Source organism: Pseudomonas sp. 05N433 (assembly GCF_056396925.1).
Map to the genome: position 1 here is coordinate 1 of NZ_JBFTML010000047.1, position 18,779 is coordinate 18,779.

Consider the following 18,779-nt stretch of genomic DNA (forward strand, 5'->3'; position numbering starts at 1 on the left):
CTACAAAGACTGGGCGGACGGCTTCCTGACCGGCTGGGCACTGGATGTCCTACAAAGACTGGGCGGACGGCTTCCTGACCGGCTGGGCACTGGATGTCGACCAGACTTTCAAAGTCGGCAATGAAGTCAGCGTGACCAAACGCAAGACCAAAACCGGTAAGGTCGAGACCTACGCGACTTGCCCCCTGGCGGGCGACTTCACGCTGATCCACATGTTCGAGTCGGCGCGCTTCGTACCGATCGGCAACACGCCAGTGAAACTGGAACCCGTCACCAAAGGCACTTTCTACGACGACGTCACCGGTCCCGTTATTGAAACAACGATCGGCCCGAGCGGCATCAAAGTGATCGACGGCTGCAAAAAGGGCCAGATGTACCGCATTACCTTTTTCCCGAACGTATCCCAAAGCAATGTCAAAGCTCTCTACGACTCTTATCAGGGCGTGATCGGCAAACTCAACGGCTGGCTGCAAAGCGAATGGTCGGGCAAGTTCCAGCCACAGTGGGCCAGCTACTCGGCAGCTGACCGCATGGGCCGCTCGGTCATTCTGCTCAAACGCGCGATGGATGGCCTGGAGAAAGCCCTGCTCCGGCTGTGGGACGACATCAAGAGCCTGTTCGAATTGCTCGCGCACCCAAAGGAAAACCTCAAAAAACTGCGCAAATATCTGTCGGACATCGAGATCGACAAACTCTATGCCGCGTCCAAGGAATCGATTGCCTCGGGGCTGTTGATCCTCAGCGACGAACCGCTGATGTTCATCTACGTCGCGGCGATTGTGGCGTGGGTCGGCATGCTGCCGCCCCAAGTGGTTGTCGACGTGGTGACCGCTATGGCGTCCGAGTTCCTGATCAACGTGCTGGTGGGTATCTGCCTAACTGGCGGTGCCGGTATCGCGGTGCGCGTCGGGACCAAGGTCCTGTCCACCGTCAAGTCCGGTGAGGCCGTCAGATACCTCGAAGAACTGGCCGCGACATTGATGAAGTTGAGTGGCGAGCACAGCTTGCCGGCGCATGCCGAGGTGTCGAAACCAGTGATCGCCAGCGCCAAGAACGTGCCGATGAAACCGACAAAAACGGCAGCGATAAAGATCGACGAAGCGGCGGCCAACGGCTCGAAGAGTCAGGTGCCGAAAACCACGGATACACCGAAGCAGGAGGTGAAGGATGCCTCTTCGTTTCCGCGTAAGAAAACCGAAAAACAAACCAAGCTGGAGCCCAAGGAAAAGGTCGACGACGCTTCTACTCAGTCGAAAACACCTGACGATAAAAGCGCTGCCTGCGCCAAGAAAACCTGCACCAATGGTTGCCCCGTATCGATGGTCACTGGCGAAGAGCTGCTGACGCTGACCGACGGTGAACTCGGTGGCCTGCTGCCCTTCAGCTGGACGCGCCTCTATCGCACCAGCGCCGCAGAAATCGACTGTGGCCTCGGTTACGGCTGGAGCCATGCCCTGGCGCAACGCGTCGACATCAACGACGATGAGGTGGTCTGGACCGACCACGAAAACCGCGTCACCACCTTCCCGTTGCCCAGCGTGCAGCGCCCGGCGATCACCAACAGCCTGTCGGAAGCGGCAATTTTCCTTGGCGACGATCCGTCCGAATTGATCCTCACCCAAGCCGGCGAACGCACCCAGTTCTACCACTTCCGCTACAACAGCAAAGGCGCGACGCTGATCGCCATCAGCGACAACTACGACAACCGCCTGCACATCACCCGTGACATTCACGGACGAATCAAACGTGTCGATAACGGCGCCGGTCGCGCCCTCCTCGTGCGTTACGACCGCAAACACATCGTCGCCATCGACTACCAGCAGTTTAGCCCGGCGGATAACCTGGAAGATGCCTGGAGCACTGTCCAGACCCTGGTCACCTATGGCTACGACGCCCAGTACCGCCTGATCGAAGCCAAAAACGCCGCCGGTGAAGCCGAGCGTTATGCCTATAACGACCAGAACGTCATTCTCGAGCGGCAACTGGCCGGAGGTGCCAGTTTCTACTGGGAATGGGAAAAAGAAGGCAAGTCAGCCCGCTGCATCCACCACTGGGCAAGCTTCTCCCAGATGGACGCGCACTACGCTTGGGATGACAAGGGCAGCGTCACCGTTACCAACGCTGACGGCAGCGAAGAAGTCTACACCCACGACGATCAGGCTCGACTGGTCRCCAAAGTCGACCCGGATGGTGCCGAACACCTGAAGGCCTACGATGACAAGGGCCGCCTGATCGCCGAAAAAGACCCCCTCGGCGCGGTCACCGAATACCAGTACAACGAAGCCGGTCGACTGGTTGCGGTGATTCCGCCAGAAGACGCCCCCACCACTTACGAGTACTACCACGGCTACGTCCGTGTGGTGAACCGTGGCCCAGCAAAGTGGACATACTGGCGCAACGATCAGGGCGACATCACCGAACAAGTCGACCCGGACGGCAATTCGACCCACTACAGTTACAACCGCCAAGGCCGTCTGCTGGAAATCCGTCACCCCGACGGCAGTCGTCATCAACTGGGCTGGAACAACCTCGGCCAACTGCTCGAAGAACAGTTACCGGACGGCGGCCAGCGCAAATATCGCTACGACGCCTTGGGCCGGCAGATCACCCGTCAGGACGAAAGCGGCGCAATCACCCACTACCAATGGGACGCTGCTAACCGCCTCGCGCAAATCACTTTGCCAGGCGGCGCTACGCGCGCATTCACCTACAACGCCTACGGCAAAGTCACTGCCGAACGCGACGAACTGGGCCGCGTCACCCGCTACGAATACGCCGATAACCTGCACTTGGTCAGTCGTCGCATCAATCCGGACGGCAGCCAGTTGCGCTATCGCTACGACAACCCGCGCCTGCTGCTCAGCGAGATCGAAAACGAACGTGGCGAGCACTATCACCTCGACTACTACGCCAATGGTCTGATCCAGCAGGAAACAGGCTTCGATGGGCGTCGTACCGCCTACGAGTACGACCTCAACGGCCAACTACTGAAGAAAACCGAATTCGGCGACGACGCCAGCGAGTTGGTCACAGAGTACCAACGCGACGCCGCTGGCCGGTTGCTGGTGAAAACCCTGGCCGATGGCGAGGAAATTCACTACAGCTATGATGCATTCGGCCGTTTGGTCAACGTCGACGACGGTCATTGGCCCCTCGCCTACGAATATGACCTGCAAGACCGCTTGATCACCGAACATCAGGGCTGGGGCACCACGCGTTACGAATACGACAAACTCGGCCAACTGAACCGCTGCCGCCTCCCCGACGGCAGCACACTCGACTACCGCCACCAACCCGGTGGACGCCTGAGCAGCATCGACCTCAACGGCTCGCGCCTGACCACGCACCAGTTCAGCGCCGGTCGCGAACAACGGCGCCAACAAGGCCTGCTGCTCAGCCAATACCAGTACGACGAACAAGGTCGCCTGCAAGCCCACACCGTCAGCCAGCAGGACCGTAACCTGTTTCGTCGTCGCTACGCCTACGACGCAAACGGCAATCTTGCGGGTATCGACGACAGCCGAAAAGGCAACCGCAGCTACCATTACGATCCGCTCGATCGCCTGATCAGTGTGYGCGGAGCTACGCCTGAAAGCTTCGCCCACGACCCGGCGGGCAACCTCCTGGGCCAAGGCGACCAGCCGGCCGCGAATCTTGCCAACGTCAAAGGCAACCGCCTGCTCATGCAGGGCGACCGCCACTATGACTACGACGCCCACGGCAATCTGATCCGCGAACGTCGCGGCACCGGGCAGAAACTCGTCACCGAATATCGTTACGACTGCCAGCACCGTTTAATCGGCGTCAGCCTGCCGGGTGGCAGCACCGCGAGCTACAAATACGACGCCTTCGGCCGACGCATCGCCAAAACCGTAGACGGCCAAACCACAGAATTCCTGTGGCAAGGCGAACGCCTCATCGCTGAAAGCGCCGACAACCGCTATCGCACTTACATTTATGAACCCGGCAGCTTCCGCCCTTTGGCGATGCTTGATGGCGAAGGCCCGCTGAGCGCTACACCTTTCTATTACCAACTCGATCATCTCGGCACGCCACAAGAACTCACCGACTACAGCGGAGAGATCATGTGGTCGGCTAAATACCGGGCCTACGGCAACCTCGCTACGCTGGATGTCGCTGAAATCGACAACCCGCTGCGCTTCCAGGGTCAGTACTTCGACGCCGAAACGGGCTTACATTACAACCGGCATCGCTACTACAATCCGGGAACTGGACGGTATCTGACGCCGGATCCGATCAAGCTTGCGGGTGGGTTGAACAACTACCAGTACGTGCCTAACCCTACGGGATGGGTGGATCCGTTGGGGCTGAGTTCAACGTGTCCTGGTCCTGATTGCAAGCTGCCCAATAATTCGGCAAATGCAACGAAACCCGACAATATTCCCATGTCCCAGGCTAAGTACGATGAAGTGATTAACCTTGAAAAAGGAAATAGGCCTGCTGACACACGTGAATATCTACCGGAGCATTATGTAAATATGCACGAAGAAGCCTTCAAGCAGCAGGGAGGCTCCTTTGTCGTTATTGACGAATGGATTGAACGCTCTAGTTATCCAACATTCCCTCCTAGAAAATTTGTAGGATTGCCATCAGAGATGGATACCGTGGTTGCCAAATACAAAGCTAGTGGGGGTAACTGGCAAGTGCTCAACAAGGAGCTCAACCTTGGTGCCTCGGACCTTTCCTCCGCCAAAATCTACCTCGTCAAAATCAAGCCTGATGATCCTAGATTTAAATATGAAATTCCAAATGGCAATGAAGCAGGTGCCTATCCAAAAGAATGGGTACCTGGAGGCGAAACAAAAAGCGGAACGAAGGAAGCTGCCCTGATCGGGTCCGAAAAAATCAATCACGGAGCTGACATGGACAAACTTCTGAGCCAATTTGACGACTGGGAACAACTCCAATGATCAGCAACTTTGAAAAAGCGCTAAATAGAGACGAATTCCCAGCCTACTTCAGAGGGGCTGGCATTTATTTCACGAAAGATCCTGACTGGGGAACTCAGCTACACATCATTAACTGGCAAGGACTTTGCGGCTTTCTAAAAACACAAAAAAGTCCAGAGCCCATATTAGCAAACGCATTCAAAAAATACGTAGCAACCATTAATAACACCGTAGAAGATGCAAATGATCTTCTCGAAAATATTGGCTGTTATTACTACATGCGAAAAAAGATTCCAGCCCTAGCTGCAAATGGGTTCGATCTAATCCGCGACTTGTCTAGAAATGAAAAGCAGATAATATCTAACTCCATGGGATTCCTGCGTCAAGAACTGAACAAAGCCAACAACGCACAAGACATTGAGCTTTACAATCGGCGAATGACAAAACTTCTAAATGATGGCGGACCAACAAATCTAGAAAATTTATAAGCACAAAATAAGGACAAAGGGACAGATTTATTTTCTAAGCGCTCATGAAAACAAACCTGAGAATCGTCTGGCCGACCTCCCCCTCCTCACGGAGGAGGCGCAAAATTCAAGGTGCGAACTTAGACTTTGCTAGGAGTATGCCAATTGCCTTATCCCGATCTGCAAAATGCTGTTCAACATGCTGGATTCACCGTCACCGAGTTCTCGGATCAGCGAGTATATTTCGGCTGTTGGTCGTTGACCGTCGAAGCTCATGGGTACACCTACTTAATAGTCAACGAAGGACGAGACGGTTGGTTAATGTTTTATCGCATGGGCACCGCAGGAACATTTACGGAACTGGACAAGAAAGTATCGACTTGGATGGACGACTCCGATAAAGCAACTCAATGCCTGATCTGGCTTTCTAGCTACCGTCCTCCCCTACAGCCCCACAAAGTCCGAAATTATTATGTGATTGCCGAAAAGGATCTTGTACCGGAGCAACCCCACAGCGCTGACTGGCCAAAATTGATCGGCTACTGCTACGACGATGACTACTTTTTGTTTTTCGAAGGCAAGGGTCATGGACTGAGTGGGACAGCAGTACCCGCTTGCGGAGGCAAAAAAGCTGAGTGGCTAAAGATATTCGCGGCACTGGACGTCGAGTGGTTTATGAGCTGGCTGGAAACACTGAAGTTCACGTCGGAGGAGGCATTTACCTTAGCGTTAACCAAGAAGACAGGCTCGCTCGGAGTTCGTCGATATTAAAAACCATGGTGGAGACAGATTTGTTTCTACGTGACCATGAAAATAATCTGTCCCCCTTTTGCTTCCGATGCATTGCCATCGACAAGTCACTCCCAAAGAAACCGGATCACCACCCAACAAAGGAATGAACCCTTGGTTACCATTGCACGACCATTCGCCATGCTTCTGGCATTGACCCTTTCTCTTGACGCCGTTGCGCTGTCACTTCGATCAGAAAAGCGCGAAGACGGTGCCACTGTGCTGCTGCTCACCAACGACCCTGCCCCGGAGCACGCACCACAGCTCAACGAAGATCCGGCGATACGGGCCGCCTTGATTGACTTCATCGGTTACGCGACAGGCAGCTACACCAACGATGGCTCGTTGATCGTGACGCAAGTACTGGAATCTCTCGATTCAGAGTTCTCGACGTTTGAGGAAGGTGTGCCTGCCGGGCGCAAGATGCTTACCGCCATGGATGACGGTAACCACGGCGACGAACGCGGCGCGCTGTTGCTGGACGAAAAGGGGCAGTTGATCGCCGTTGGGCTGGTCAATGGGCACTGTACCGTCAAATCACGCACAGAGTCGTTGTCCTGCAATCCCGGTCCAGAAACCGTGCTGACCATCTTCCAGGCGAAAGGCGCCAAGAAGAGCGACGCGGACCCAATCATTGTCTGGAGCAAACAGTTGCCGCCATTGATTGCGTATTGGGCCGAAAGTGAAGATCCCGAAACACGTGCTCGAGCGCAAAAAATTGCCACGGTCGAATACATCACCACTGACCCGAAAAAAGACTCCTGGAACGCCTCGCAATTACCTTCCGACTTCCCGAAGGCGATGCTCCCGTTGCTTCCGAAGAATGCCCATCTGGCGGGCGCCGGCGTCGATGGCGTGTACACCACGCCCGGCATGAAAGGCGCACCGATTTACGGTGATTTCGACGAATTGGCAGGCCGCCCACGACATGATTTCGAGGTCATGCTGAAAACCTATACCGAGTTCTCCGACGTCGTCGAGTTTTACAAACAGAATGCCAAGGGTGCCGAGTTAAGTGCGAACGATGAAAAGGCATTGATTGAAGGCGTTGCAGGTGGTGCCACCTACAAGATCGAGATCAAGGATAACGAGGAAGAAGGAACAGCCATCACCTTTTCCGCGTGGAGAAAAGAAGTCTGACTTTCTTTAACTAAATGATCGAACGCAATAGGCAGACTTATTCAAATCTTCGTGACGGGTAATCTAGCCTTTGCCCAATTTCGTTCAGGAGGTTCAACCATGACTCGATACGGCATCGACTGCACGATCCCGTCCCTGCTTGATCGACACCGCAGCGCCTGTCGATGTGCTGCATGCTGGATGTGGTCGGGCGGCGGTTACGGGTGCAGCTTTAATTCAGCCAATAAAAATGGGCGACTCCAGGGTCGCCCATTTTTATATCCGACGTTTAATATCATCCCTCAATTTTATACACAGAGCATTTGGCAAGAGGCTGCTAAAACTTCGCCCGCAAATTTCTTGATATAGGAGCAAAATTCTTCCAACTTCCACTATGGTGGGCTCTTCCGCAAAATCGCGACCTTCCCAAAAACCCAGAAAAACTGGCTACTCGGTCAAGTAACTTCCTCACTGATAAACAATGGTTTTCAACCAGTCTTCAATCTATGCTTGGGCTGACAGTATGGAGGCTGTGATGAATGTTCAAACTCAGACGGAAAACATGGGCTTTACTTTTGGTCTACATCGTAGGTGTCAGTGGCTATATCTACTACCTCTACGTCGAGACTCAAGGAATTCTCACTGACAACATTAATAACAAGCTGCTGCATGCCGCGCTGGGCGCGTCAGCCATTCTCGGCGACCGCTACCATGACAATCTGATCGACAAACAGTCGAAAACGGAAGCGCAAGACTGGGATACCATTCAGCGGCTTTCCAGATTCAACGAGTCCATGGGCACCGCGTTTGTCTACAGCGTGGTCAAACGCGATGGGGAAGCCTATCTGATCAGCTCCAGCGCCTCGAAAAAAGAGATTCAAGAGCAGAATTACGTACGCTTTTTCGATCCTTATCCAGATGCCAGTCAGGCCCTGCTCGACAGTTTTGAGCGCACCGAGCCCACCTGGATCGATTACTCGGATCACTGGGGAGACTTTCGCGCCGTCTTCGTCCCAATGAAATCCCAGGACGGGACGGTTTATGTGGCAGGTGCGGAGATGACGTTGGCGAACTACAACCAACAACTTAATCAGGACTCTCTGCACCATATCATCCTTGCCATTCTGGTATTTCTCGCCTTCAGTCTTTTGTTCGTGATCGACTTATTGCGCATGCGTGCTCATCTTCAGCAACTGCAAATAAACGAACAGGTATTGAGTCAGGCAAAAGATGCCGCCGAAGACGCGGATCGTTCCAAGACCCGTTTTTTAGCCACCATGAGTCATGAAATCCGCACCCCCATGTACGGTGTCATCGGTGCGACCGAGTTACTGGCCGGCTCCGCCCTGAATCCCGAGCAAAGCGCTCTGGTCAATACGATTCATACCAGCGGACGAACCCTGCTGTCGCTTATCGACAACATTCTCGACCTGGCAAAGATCGAAGCGGGCAAACTTGAATTGAGGCCTCGTGTATTCGAAGTGAGAGCATTGGTTTCATCCAGTATTGAAATGATCCGGCAAAACACTCAGGGCAAACCAATCATCATTGAGGCTCAGGTATCACCGGATGTACCGCACTGGGTCAAAACCGATACCGATTGCCTTCGCCAGATACTGATCAACTTGTTGGGTAATGCGGTCAAGTTCACCGAAACCGGAACAGTATCGCTCGTGGTCAAAACGAGCGGTGACAGCCCTCGAGCCCGACTCGAGTTCTCCATACGCGATACCGGCATAGGTATCCCTTTGGCGCGGCAAGACAGCCTGTTCAAACCCTTTGTTCAGTTCAAAGGGCCAGCCAGTCAACGCTTTACCGGAAGTGGGCTAGGTCTTTCAATTTGCAAGAATCTGGTCGAGGCGCAACAGGGGACTTTATCCTTTACCAGTGAGCCTGGTATCGGATCGACGTTTTCCTTCTCACTCCCCATGGAGCCTTTTTCCGTCTCGGAAATCCCCCTCGGGGACGATCATGCAACGGTTGGTTTCGACTCATCTTTTGCCGGGGATTACCCGCTCGATATCCTGTTGGTGGAGAACCATCCCATTAGTCAGAAAGTTGCCTTGGCGATGTTACAGGCGTTGGGTTATACACCCGCCCTTGCGTCAGATGGTCTGGAGGCGATCAACGAGTGCATGACGTCGATTCCAGATATCATTTTCATGGATATCAATATGCCTGTTATGGATGGGTTAGCGGCCATCCGTAACATCCGCGAACTACCACTGGGCGATACGTGCTACATCGTTGCGTTCACCGCGAGCGCTTTTTCGAGCGAGATAGAACGTTTCAGGGCCGCCGGTGCCAATGACATTTTGACCAAACCGGCAAACTTCCAGGCCTTGACCCAAGTACTTCAGCGTGCAGCCAACTACCGGCGACAGCTCCAGGCCAGTACTCCGGTAGTGGATGCAATTTCAAGTTGAAATGGGCTCAGGGTACAAACGCCATTACGGAAACAGGAGAACCCGACCCCTCTTTGAGTCGAAGCACGCCAATGACCAGTGTCGTGCCTTTCGCAGGTAGCTGATCGAGATTAGTCAGGCACTCCAGGACAATGCCATCTTTGGCCAGAATCTGGCTGTTGGTGGCATAAACCGTATCCTGACCTGGATCAGCGCCATGTGTATCGATACCGACACCGGCGATTTGGCGTTCTTCAAGCAGAAACCGGGTCGTAGCAGCGCCCACACCGGGAAAGTGTGGGCCTTTCGCGTCTTCATTGATAAAGCGCTTGGGATCGTTCCACAAGGCTTGCCATCCCGTATAAAACAGCACAACAGAGCCTTGGGCGATGCGCCCATTAGCCTGTTCCCATTTTTCGATGTCCTGGACGCCAATCACATAATCCGGGTTATCCCGAGCCTGGGTTCGTATATCAATCACAACGGCCGGGCGCACCAGGGACTCTGGTTTATAGGCATCAATCCCGATGGCATTGGGGTGAAAACTATTGGGCGCGTTCATATGGGTAGCGCTGTGCTCGCCGATGCTGAAACGCCGCAGGTAATAACCGTCTTTTTCCTGTGAAGCCACCACGTCGAATGTCACTGGAGGGTCGTTAGGCCACAGTGGAATCGTCGTGCTAACGACATGGCTGAGGTCAATGACCTTTCGAAACTGAATACTCTGCATTCCTTTGACTTCCTTATCCTCTGCGAAACTTTTAGCGACGCCGACCGACAGCAAAGCGGCCAGTACGCCGATGGATACCCGTTTAAAACAGCTCTTGTTTTGCTTTGATTTCGCCATGACGATTGACTCCCCTTTGATCATTAAGGACTCCTACCCTCGAGCCCAGCTGTGGCTCCAGCCATTCTCTACTCCCTGTTCGTTGATCCTGAAGAGGTTTGTGTATTGGAGAGTATCAATATTGATCGTTTCAATGCATCACCGTAACCGTCCAGGCGCCCCACTATGCATCGACTCGCGGCACTTTACGCGGGTTGGCCATCCCGTTGCAGGACGGTTGCGATTTGATGGATGTGGTCGGACAGCGCTTGCGGAAGCAGCTTTAGATCTTCCAATAAAAATGGGCGACCCCAAGGTCGCCCATTTTTATATCCGAAACTTTTAAACAGCACCTCCCAAAGAAGGTGTTCGCCCAGTGTAATGGCCTTGGCAATCCATGCACCGGTAAAGAGCCCTGACACCGGGCGAACGGGAAGGATTTTAATAGAATTTGGCAGATATGTCCTCGTGTATAAACATGAAATTTATGCACGTAATATTTCGTAAGGCCCCGCTTACACAACGTCTACAAACTTCTTAAAATCACCAGTTCGACCATTAAAATTGATTGTTCTTATACAGCTATCCGCACAAGAACAATCAATACGTACAAGTAATGATCAGCTTGGGTGCCGGCTGGTCACTTTCAGCACATCGTTACAGGTCAGCACAACGCTCTGCCCTGCTTTCAGATCTTTCAATTTCACCGAATAGTGTCGCGCCGAGAACTCCAATTCAATACCCGGTCATCTCCAGATACCCCTGCCCGCCATGACTGCCGCTCAGCCGCACCGGCCCTTCCCAATAAGGAATGCGCAAGTCCATCCAGGCCTTGGGATTAAGGGCATCGATGGTGATTTCGAGGTGCTTGCCCGGGATGTTGATCGACCAGCGCACAGGCATCGAACGCCCGGCGACCTTGGCGGTGTCTTGCGGTGTGAGGCTGATATCGTCGGCGTGCAACAACTGCGTCTGCCCCTGAGCGTCGATCCAGGTGCCGGTGAGGTATGGCGCGCCGTCCTTTTGCCGCATGCGGTAGAGCATCACTTGCTCACCGCTGTCCAGGTGCAGGGAGAACCAGTCCCAACCGGTCTGGTTGGCGGTCAGCGGTTGGCTGCTCCACTCGCGGTCGAGCCAGGCCGGGCCGTTGACCGTGTAGGTTTTGCCGTCGATTTCGAGGGTGCCGCTGGCCTGGAAAAACGGTTGGCTGTAGTAGTACGACGCCTGGCCTTGTTCGGATTTCTGGCTGAAGCCTTTGTCTCCTTGAAGCACCAGTGGCCGGGTTGAGGTCAGTCGAAGCTGGTAGCTGAACGCCTTGTCGCGGGCGCTGAGTTGCAGGTCTGCCAGCGGGTTTTCGTCGGTGGCCTGACTGCTGAAACGCCAGTCATCGATCCATGCGTTGAACGGCTTAAGGGTCACTCCGGCCTGGCCGACACCGCCTCGGGCATAGCGTTCGGCGGCATGGTGTGCGGTGGCGGATGTCACGGCCGCGTGGCCCAGCCAGATAGTCTGATTGGCCCAGCCAGGTTGCTCGGGCGTCGCTTTCAAGGCGCTGCGAAACAGCGTCCATTGCGCGCCGAACTCGTGCCCCTGATCGTCCTTGAGGTTGGCGGTGACGTACCACCATTCGATGCGAAAGCCATCGTGGGCGCCGTGGTCCGCCGGGAAACTGAACACTCGCCCGGGCACCACCGGGGTAAATGCGGTGGCCTGATGGCCGAGGCCGGCGAAGCCTTTTTCCGGCGCAGGCGTGTTGTCGCAGCCACTCAGCAACGCCAGCAGCAACACGCAGATTTTAATCTTCATGAGCAAACGTCCGCAGCAGATCCGCCGGTTGCGTGCGATACAGCGAGTACAACGGCCACGCCGACGCGAGCAACGTGGCGAGCAAGGCCAGGCCCATCAACTGCAACAGTTGCAGCGGAAACACCCGTAGCGGCAAGCGCCAGCCGAAGGCCTGCACGTTGATCACCGTGTCCAGGCACCACGCCAATGCGATGCCCAACGGCAATGCCAGCACCAATGTCAGCACCGCGAGCAACCAGGTCTGCCCGAGGTTGAGCAGCATCAACTGTCGCCGCGTCACGCCCAGCGCCCACAACGGCGCGAGTTGCCCGAGGCGACTCTGGCTCTGGGTCAGCAGGCTGATGAACAGCGCCACGCCCGCGACGCAAAGCGTCAGGCTGTTGAGTGCGGCGGTGGCGGCGAAGGTACGCTCGAACACTTGTGTGGACCAACCCTTGAGCCGGGCCTGATCGACGATGCGGCTGTCGTCCAGGGCGAAGCGCGCTTGCAGCGCGGCCAGGAACGCGGGAATCGACGCGGGCTCGATGCGCAGATTGAAACGGCTGGGTGTCAGCTGCGGCCAGCCGCGCAGCAGGTGATTGATGTTGACCAGTAGATGGCCCTTGGGATTGCCGTAGTCGGCGTAGATCCCGACGATCCGTGGCGACCATGGACCGTTGGGCGTGGCAATGGTCATGTGATCACCCAGGCGCACCTTCAACCGCCGGGCCAGTTGTTCGCTGAGCATCAGCGCGTCGTCCTTGGCCAGTCGTTCCCAAGGGTCGTCGCCCAAGGCCTCCAGCAACGGCCAGTGCTGGCGATAGGTCGGGTGATCGATCACGCCGAAGACATCCGCCGGCCAGCCCTGTAACTGAATCGACACTTGCCAGTTGGGTAGCACCGCGCTGACTTGGGGTTGTTGTTTGAGCCATGTGTAAAGCTCTCGGGCCTGGGCCGGATTTTGCGGATTGACATACAACTCGGCGGTCAGGCGTTGTTCGAGCCAGTTGTTGAAGGTCTGGCGGAAACCGGCGGTCATGCTGCCGGCGCCGATGTTCGCCGCCAGCGCCAATAACAGCGCCATCAAGGCCAGGCTCAGGGCCGGCAACTGCTGACGGCAATCGGCGACAAACCATTGGCCGAGCACCGAGCGACTGCGCCGCAGCACCCGGTTGAGCACACTGTTCAACACCACCGGCAAGGCCAGTGCGGCGCCGATCAACAACGCGGCCATCAGCACGAAACCACTGCTCAGGCTGTCGCCGAACATCAACGCCAATACCGCGATCAGCGCAGCCATCGCCGCGACCCAGCCCTGGCGCCGCAACCAGCGCGCGTGGGCCTGATGCCAGGCTTGCGGATCGGCCAGCGCCAGTAACGGCAAACGCGCCGCTCGCAGCAAACTGTTGGCACCGGCCAGCAACGCGCCGAGCAGGCTCAGACCGATGCCGCTGAACCACCACAGCGGGCTGAGGCTCAACTGTCCCGGCACTTCGGCGCCGTACAAGCCGCGCAAACTGGCGGCGACGTCCGGCAACAGCACGCCGGCCAGCAGGTAGCCGCTGACCACGCCAGCGACACCACCGATCAACGCCAGACCACCCAGCTCGACGGCGAGGCCGGCAATCAACATTCGCGCACTGACGCCACAGGCGCGCAGGGTTCTGAGCAAGCCTCGACGTTGCTCCAGCGCCAGACCGATCGCCGCGTGGACGATGAACAGGCCAACCACGAACGACAGAAAGCCCAAGGCATCGAGGTTCAGATGGAAGCTCTCGGTCAGGCGTGCAAGATTGTTTTCTTCGCCGCTGCTGATGAGCTGGAGTTGGCCCTTGAACTGATCAGGCAGGGTCGCGGTGAAATCCTTGGGCAGCAACAGACGTGACAGTTGATCGGGCAATTGCAGAATTTGCTGGGCGAAGCCGATGTCCACCAGCAACACACCGGGGGCCATGTCGGGTTGGGCACGCAGTGGCGGCAAGGCGATGCCGCTCTCGGCCGTCGGTGTTTCACCTTCGTGCAAGCCCAACGCCTGCAAGGTCTGCGGCGAAATCCAGGTGCTGCCCGGCACCGTGAAGAACTCGACGACCTGCTCGATCGGCAACGACCGGCCGGCCACTGCGGAACCGGCCGGCAGCGACACCGGTTCGATACCCATCAACTGCAAGCGCTGGTCTTCATGGCCCTTGAGCGTCACCCGGCCTCGCAACACGGGCGATACCGGCCAACCCGCGCGACGCAGGTCGATAAACAATTGCTGAGGGAACACCCCGCCGCCGGGTGCGCTCAGGCTGGCTTGAGGTTCGCCACCGATCAGCTGACTGGCCCGTGCGTAGCTTTCCCGTGCCTGACTGTTCAGCGCTTGCACGCCGGTCAGCAGACTGGTGGCGAGCCAGAGCCCGGTCAGCACACTGAAAAATTGCACCGGATGTTGCCGCCAATGGCTGAGCAGCGCCCGCAATGTCTCGCGAAAAACCCGCACTTCAGCGCTCGTCCGCGCCAGCCAGACGGCCATTGTGCAGCACCACTTTTTCCGCCAGCCGCGCGGCGACCCTGGGGCTGTGGGTGACCATCAACAACGTCGTCGGGCTGTCGTCGAGCAACTCCAGCAGCAACTTCAACACCTCATCGCTGGTGGCTTCATCGAGGCTGCCGGTGGGTTCGTCGGCCAGCAGCAGTTTCGGTTGCGAGGCCAGCGCCCTGCCAAGCGCAACTCGTTGCTGTTGCCCGCCAGACAGTTGTTCCGGATAGCGCTGCAACAGATCCACCAACCCAAGACGCTGCACCAGATGCGCTTGCCAGCGCGGGTCGTGGCGTCCGGCCAGACGCGCCTGAAACGCCAGATTGTCCTCGACCCGCAAACTGCCGATCAGGTTGAACTGCTGAAACACCAGGCCGATTTCGGTGCGCCGCCAGTGGGCCAATTGGCCTTCGTTCATCTGTTCCAGCCGATGCTCGCCACTGCGAATGCTGCCGCGATCGACCTTGTCCAGGCCGGCGATCAGGTGCAGCAAGGTACTTTTGCCACTGCCCGACTCGCCCATCAACGCCAGGCTGCTGCCGGGTTTCAACGTGAGGTCGACGCCTTGTAATACCGGCAATGGGCCTTGGGGGGTGGCGTAGCTTTTGAAGACGCCCTGGACCGAAAGCATGAGAGGAGGCTCGTTGAAGGCAGTTGGCCTAGGATAGCGGACGGCAGCAAGACCGCGTTATCGTTTATCGCGAGCCTGCTCGCGATAAGGCCAGGCCATTTCATCAAAATCTCACTGCCCCACCGCCACACTCGGCACCACCGGCCCCGGCGTCACAATGCTCTTCAGATCGATGTACTTCCACGCAGGCACAGCGCCGAGCCGCGCATTGAAGCGATAGTTGAAAGTGAAGTCATCCGCCGTCGACACGCTCAACGGTTTGCCATACACCGCCTCGATCCCCGCCAGGTCATAGCCCATCAACTGCAACAACGTCGGGAAGATGTTGTAGTGACTGGAGCGGTCCTTGTTGGCCGGCAACTGCGCCTGCCAGTCCATCGTCTTCAAATCGCTGCCCGAGATCACCACCAACGGCACCAACCCCTCTTCCTCCACCGGGTCACTGCCACAGTGGGTGTTGAGCCCCGGGTTACCGCGCTCATGCAGATCCTGCCCGTGGTCCGAGGTGTAGATCATCAGCGCATTACGCATATCCGCCTGGGCGAAAACCCGTGAGAAGAACTCGCCGACATTCCACAGCACCGTGTTTTTGTAGGCATTGCGGTACAACACCCAATCATTCGGCTGCCCATTGAAACCCTCGCGCGTGCCCGTGTCCGCCACCTCGACAAACTGCCCCCGAGGCAAGGTCGGGCGATACGCCATAAACGCGTCCGGGTATTTGTCGTGTACCGGGAAATGCGCGCCGACCTTGTTGATCACCACCAGCTCCGGTATGCCGTCGTTGAGCAGATCGATCAGCTTGGCCGCCGCAGCCATGTCTCGCTCACGCACGCTGGTCTGGTCGAATTGCACGAACTCGTCGATGTCCTGCTTCTCGGCATTGCTCATCAGGTTCTGCAAGTTGCCGCCCGTGCGCTGGGCATCGATGTAAACCGTGCGCAGCCCGGCTTTTTTCGCGTACTGCCAGATCGACGGCAGTGTGGTGTTGATCCGCATGTAATCGCCACGGGTGCCGCCATAGCGCAACGTGACGTTGGTGTCGGCGCTGCAATTGGCGATGGACGCGGCGTAGCCGTAATTGAAGATGTCCACGCCCGGGTGTGCTTCCTTGAGGTTGCTGTGCACACCGAATGGCGTGTTGATGTCCAGGTAATTACCGGAAATGCTCTCGTCGATGATCAGTACGATGTCGTAACCCACCGGCCGATCGATGCGCGCCAGGCTCACCGGCTCGCGCGGGCCGACAACGTTGTGCAGCGCTTCATAGGTAAACAGATTCAGATAGGCCAACGGCGTGTACATGATCGGCAAGCCACGGGCGCCCTCGCCGGCCCGCACGAACAGCACGACACTGAGCAGCAGCACGCCGAGCACCGGTGCCGCCGCCAACAACGCCCCCGGCAACGGCAACCGTCGACGCGGCTTGAGCCCGATACCCAACAGCAGCAACAAGCCACTGACCGTCGCACTGATGATCGCATCGCGGTACTGGTAAGCCGCTTCCTGAATGAACCCACCGGAATACACCAGCGACACAAAGCTGCTGTAGGTCAGGTAACTGGCGGTCACGTGCGTATACACGTCAAAGAAAATCGCCGAGCCAAACAGCGCCAACGCAAACAAATGACGGACCAGTGTCTGACGAATATAGGCGGTCATGAACAGCGCGATCGTCAGCACAACGAACATCCCGCCATACAGCAACATCGGCAAACCGATGCCCAATGCCTCGAGACGATCGAGGTAATAGTCGTAGCTTTTGAGTAAATACAGAACCAGCAACAGTTCCTTGAAGTATCGGATCATGGTGGATGCAGTACCTCCATGGCTGCCATTGGCAAATGGAAACCAATGATTATCAGCCATTTTCTGACACTAGCACCGAGCCATGAAAGCGCAAGAAATGCCGGTTTTTTGCCAAAAGCGTCAAAAAAACATTAACTCAAATCTGACGCTTCAAAACGCCTGTAACCCTTGTAATACAGGCCTTTCGACCGTTTATCGTTTTCTTGAAACCCCTCAAAACCGCGACAAATCCAGCAACGGCAAGCACTTGATACCAAATAGCCCATGAAATCAGGGTTTCCAGCCCGCGCTACCCGTCATTTTGCTGACACGCTTTCCCAAGGCTGGGCTATACCCCTTTTGACAGTCTCATTTCAGTTACATCCACCGTCTTACGAGGCACGCCAATATGGACGTGAACGTATTGGGTACGTGTTGCGTCGGCCTCATCCAAGCTGCGGCATTGGCAGCTCCAGAGGCGCCACGATCATGAAGATACTCGTCACTGGAGCCGCCGGCTTCATTGGTGCCCATTGTGTGTTGCGGCTTTTGAGCGACGGGCATCAGGTGTGCGGGCTGGACAACTTCAATGACTACTACGACCCGCAACTCAAACATGACCGCGTGGATTGGGTACGCGAGCAGGTCGGCGATTTCCCCCTCGCAAAAGTCGACCTGGCCGATGCCGAGGCCCTCGACGCACTGTTTGAGTGTGAACAACCGCAAGTGGTGATTCACCTCGCGGCGCAGGCCGGGGTGCGTTACTCCCTGGAAAATCCTCGGGCCTACCTCGACAGCAATCTGAGCGGGTTCCTCAACATTCTCGAAAGCTGCCGTCACCACCCGGTCAGGCACTTGATCTATGCCTCGTCCAGTTCGGTGTACGGCGCCAACCAGCACACGCCATATTCAGTCAAAGACAACGTCGACCATCCGTTGTCGCTGTACGCCGCGACCAAAAAAGCCAACGAGTCGATGGCCCACAGCTACAGCCATCTGTTCGGCATTCCCTGCACCGGTTTGCGTTTTTTCACCGTGTACGGCCCCTGGGGCCGACCCGACATGTCGCCGATCCAGTTCGCCCGGGCGATTGCCGAAGGGCAGCCGTTGAAGCTGTTCAACTACGGCCAGCACCAGCGGGATTTCACCTACATCGACGACATCATCGAGAGCATCGCCCGCCTGGTCGAACGCGCGCCGCAGCCGGCACCGGACTGGAGCCGCGAGCAACCGGACCCGGCCAGCAGCATGGCGCCATGGCGCATTTACAACATTGGCGGACAGCAGCCGGTAGCGCTCAAGGACTACCTGGCACTGCTGGAAAAGCACCTGGGGCAAAAGGCCCTCGTCGAGTTGCTGCCCCTGCAACCGGGCGACGTGCTCAACACCTGCGCCGATGCCAGCGATCTGGCACTGGCCACCGGTTTCCAGCCACGGATAGAGCTGGATGAAGGACTCGGACGATTCATCGCCTGGTTCCGTGACTACTACCCACTGCGTAGCGCCCACTCGCCATTCATGGCCGGGCTTTAGCGGAG

General features: G+C 56.6%; 10 protein-coding genes and 1 pseudogene. 6 read left to right on the plus strand and 5 right to left on the minus strand.

What is annotated here, in order from left to right:
• Positions 1-50 precede the first annotated feature (50 nt).
• The 5 genes and pseudogenes from AC1DIS_RS22340 to AC1DIS_RS22360 all read left to right on the plus strand — a co-directional run.
• Positions 51-4,931, plus strand: a pseudogene (locus AC1DIS_RS22340) (RHS repeat-associated core domain-containing protein); the annotation flags it as partial.
• Entirely contained in the window at positions 4,928-5,398 is a 471-nt protein-coding gene (locus AC1DIS_RS22345) for a hypothetical protein (RefSeq protein ID WP_428634054.1), read from the plus strand. The pseudogene AC1DIS_RS22340 and the gene AC1DIS_RS22345, both read left to right, overlap by 4 nt.
• Before the next feature lie 144 nt (positions 5,399-5,542).
• Positions 5,543-6,148 (plus strand): hypothetical protein, encoded by a 606-nt coding sequence (locus tag AC1DIS_RS22350; protein ID WP_428634051.1) that lies wholly within the window; start codon positions 5,543-5,545, stop codon positions 6,146-6,148.
• A 159-nt stretch (positions 6,149-6,307) separates the two neighbouring features.
• The gene (locus AC1DIS_RS22355) at positions 6,308-7,306 is read left to right on the plus strand and encodes a hypothetical protein (protein ID WP_408981128.1); all 999 of its coding nucleotides are present in this window, start codon (positions 6,308-6,310) and stop codon (positions 7,304-7,306) included.
• Positions 7,307-7,824: 518 nt separating this feature from the next.
• Positions 7,825-9,711, plus strand: a complete 1,887-nt coding sequence (locus tag AC1DIS_RS22360) for an ATP-binding protein (RefSeq protein ID WP_477743682.1) — start codon at positions 7,825-7,827, stop codon at positions 9,709-9,711.
• Positions 9,712-9,718: 7 nt separating this feature from the next.
• On the opposite strand, the gene AC1DIS_RS22365 is transcribed toward AC1DIS_RS22360, so the two are convergent.
• From AC1DIS_RS22365 to AC1DIS_RS22385, 5 genes are all read right to left on the minus strand, one after another.
• The gene (locus AC1DIS_RS22365; RefSeq protein WP_477748844.1) at positions 9,719-10,561 is read right to left on the minus strand and encodes a cyclase family protein; all 843 of its coding nucleotides are present in this window, start codon (positions 10,559-10,561) and stop codon (positions 9,719-9,721) included.
• A 690-nt stretch (positions 10,562-11,251) separates the two neighbouring features.
• Entirely contained in the window at positions 11,252-12,322 is a 1,071-nt protein-coding gene (locus AC1DIS_RS22370) for a lipocalin-like domain-containing protein (protein WP_477743684.1), read from the minus strand.
• Positions 12,312-14,783 carry an ABC transporter permease gene (locus tag AC1DIS_RS22375; RefSeq protein ID WP_477743821.1) on the minus strand — a complete coding sequence of 824 codons (2,472 nt, stop codon included), beginning with the start codon at positions 14,781-14,783 and terminating at the stop codon, positions 12,312-12,314. Before AC1DIS_RS22375 ends, AC1DIS_RS22370 begins: the two co-directional genes overlap by 11 nt.
• Position 14,784: 1 nt before the next feature.
• Positions 14,785-15,453 (minus strand): ABC transporter ATP-binding protein, encoded by a 669-nt coding sequence (locus AC1DIS_RS22380; protein WP_018925581.1) that lies wholly within the window; start codon positions 15,451-15,453, stop codon positions 14,785-14,787.
• A gap of 111 nt (positions 15,454-15,564) precedes the next feature.
• Complete coding sequence (locus tag AC1DIS_RS22385; protein ID WP_477743685.1) at positions 15,565-17,262, minus strand: sulfatase-like hydrolase/transferase; 1,698 nt, start codon at positions 17,260-17,262, stop codon at positions 15,565-15,567.
• A gap of 468 nt (positions 17,263-17,730) precedes the next feature.
• On the opposite strand from AC1DIS_RS22385, the gene AC1DIS_RS22390 reads away from it, so the two are divergent.
• The gene (locus AC1DIS_RS22390; protein ID WP_018925579.1) at positions 17,731-18,774 is read left to right on the plus strand and encodes an NAD-dependent epimerase; all 1,044 of its coding nucleotides are present in this window, start codon (positions 17,731-17,733) and stop codon (positions 18,772-18,774) included.
• Positions 18,775-18,779: the final 5 nt, after the last annotated feature.

Excerpts from the sequence above, each read along its gene's own strand:
- AC1DIS_RS22385 (WP_477743685.1), bottom strand. The coding sequence starts at position 17,262 with ATGATCCGATACTTCAAGGAACTGTTGCTGGTTCTGTATTTACTCAAA.
- AC1DIS_RS22365 (WP_477748844.1), bottom strand. The coding sequence starts at position 10,561 with ATGATCAAAGGGGAGTCAATCGTCATGGCGAAATCAAAGCAAAACAAG.
- AC1DIS_RS22390 (WP_018925579.1), top strand. The coding sequence starts at position 17,731 with ATGAAGATACTCGTCACTGGAGCCGCCGGCTTCATTGGTGCCCATTGT.
- AC1DIS_RS22355 (WP_408981128.1), top strand. The coding sequence starts at position 6,308 with ATGCTTCTGGCATTGACCCTTTCTCTTGACGCCGTTGCGCTGTCACTT.
- AC1DIS_RS22345 (WP_428634054.1), top strand. The coding sequence starts at position 4,928 with ATGATCAGCAACTTTGAAAAAGCGCTAAATAGAGACGAATTCCCAGCC.
- AC1DIS_RS22360 (WP_477743682.1), top strand. The coding sequence starts at position 7,825 with ATGTTCAAACTCAGACGGAAAACATGGGCTTTACTTTTGGTCTACATC.
- AC1DIS_RS22380 (WP_018925581.1), bottom strand. The coding sequence starts at position 15,453 with ATGCTTTCGGTCCAGGGCGTCTTCAAAAGCTACGCCACCCCCCAAGGC.
- AC1DIS_RS22370 (WP_477743684.1), bottom strand. The coding sequence starts at position 12,322 with ATGAAGATTAAAATCTGCGTGTTGCTGCTGGCGTTGCTGAGTGGCTGC.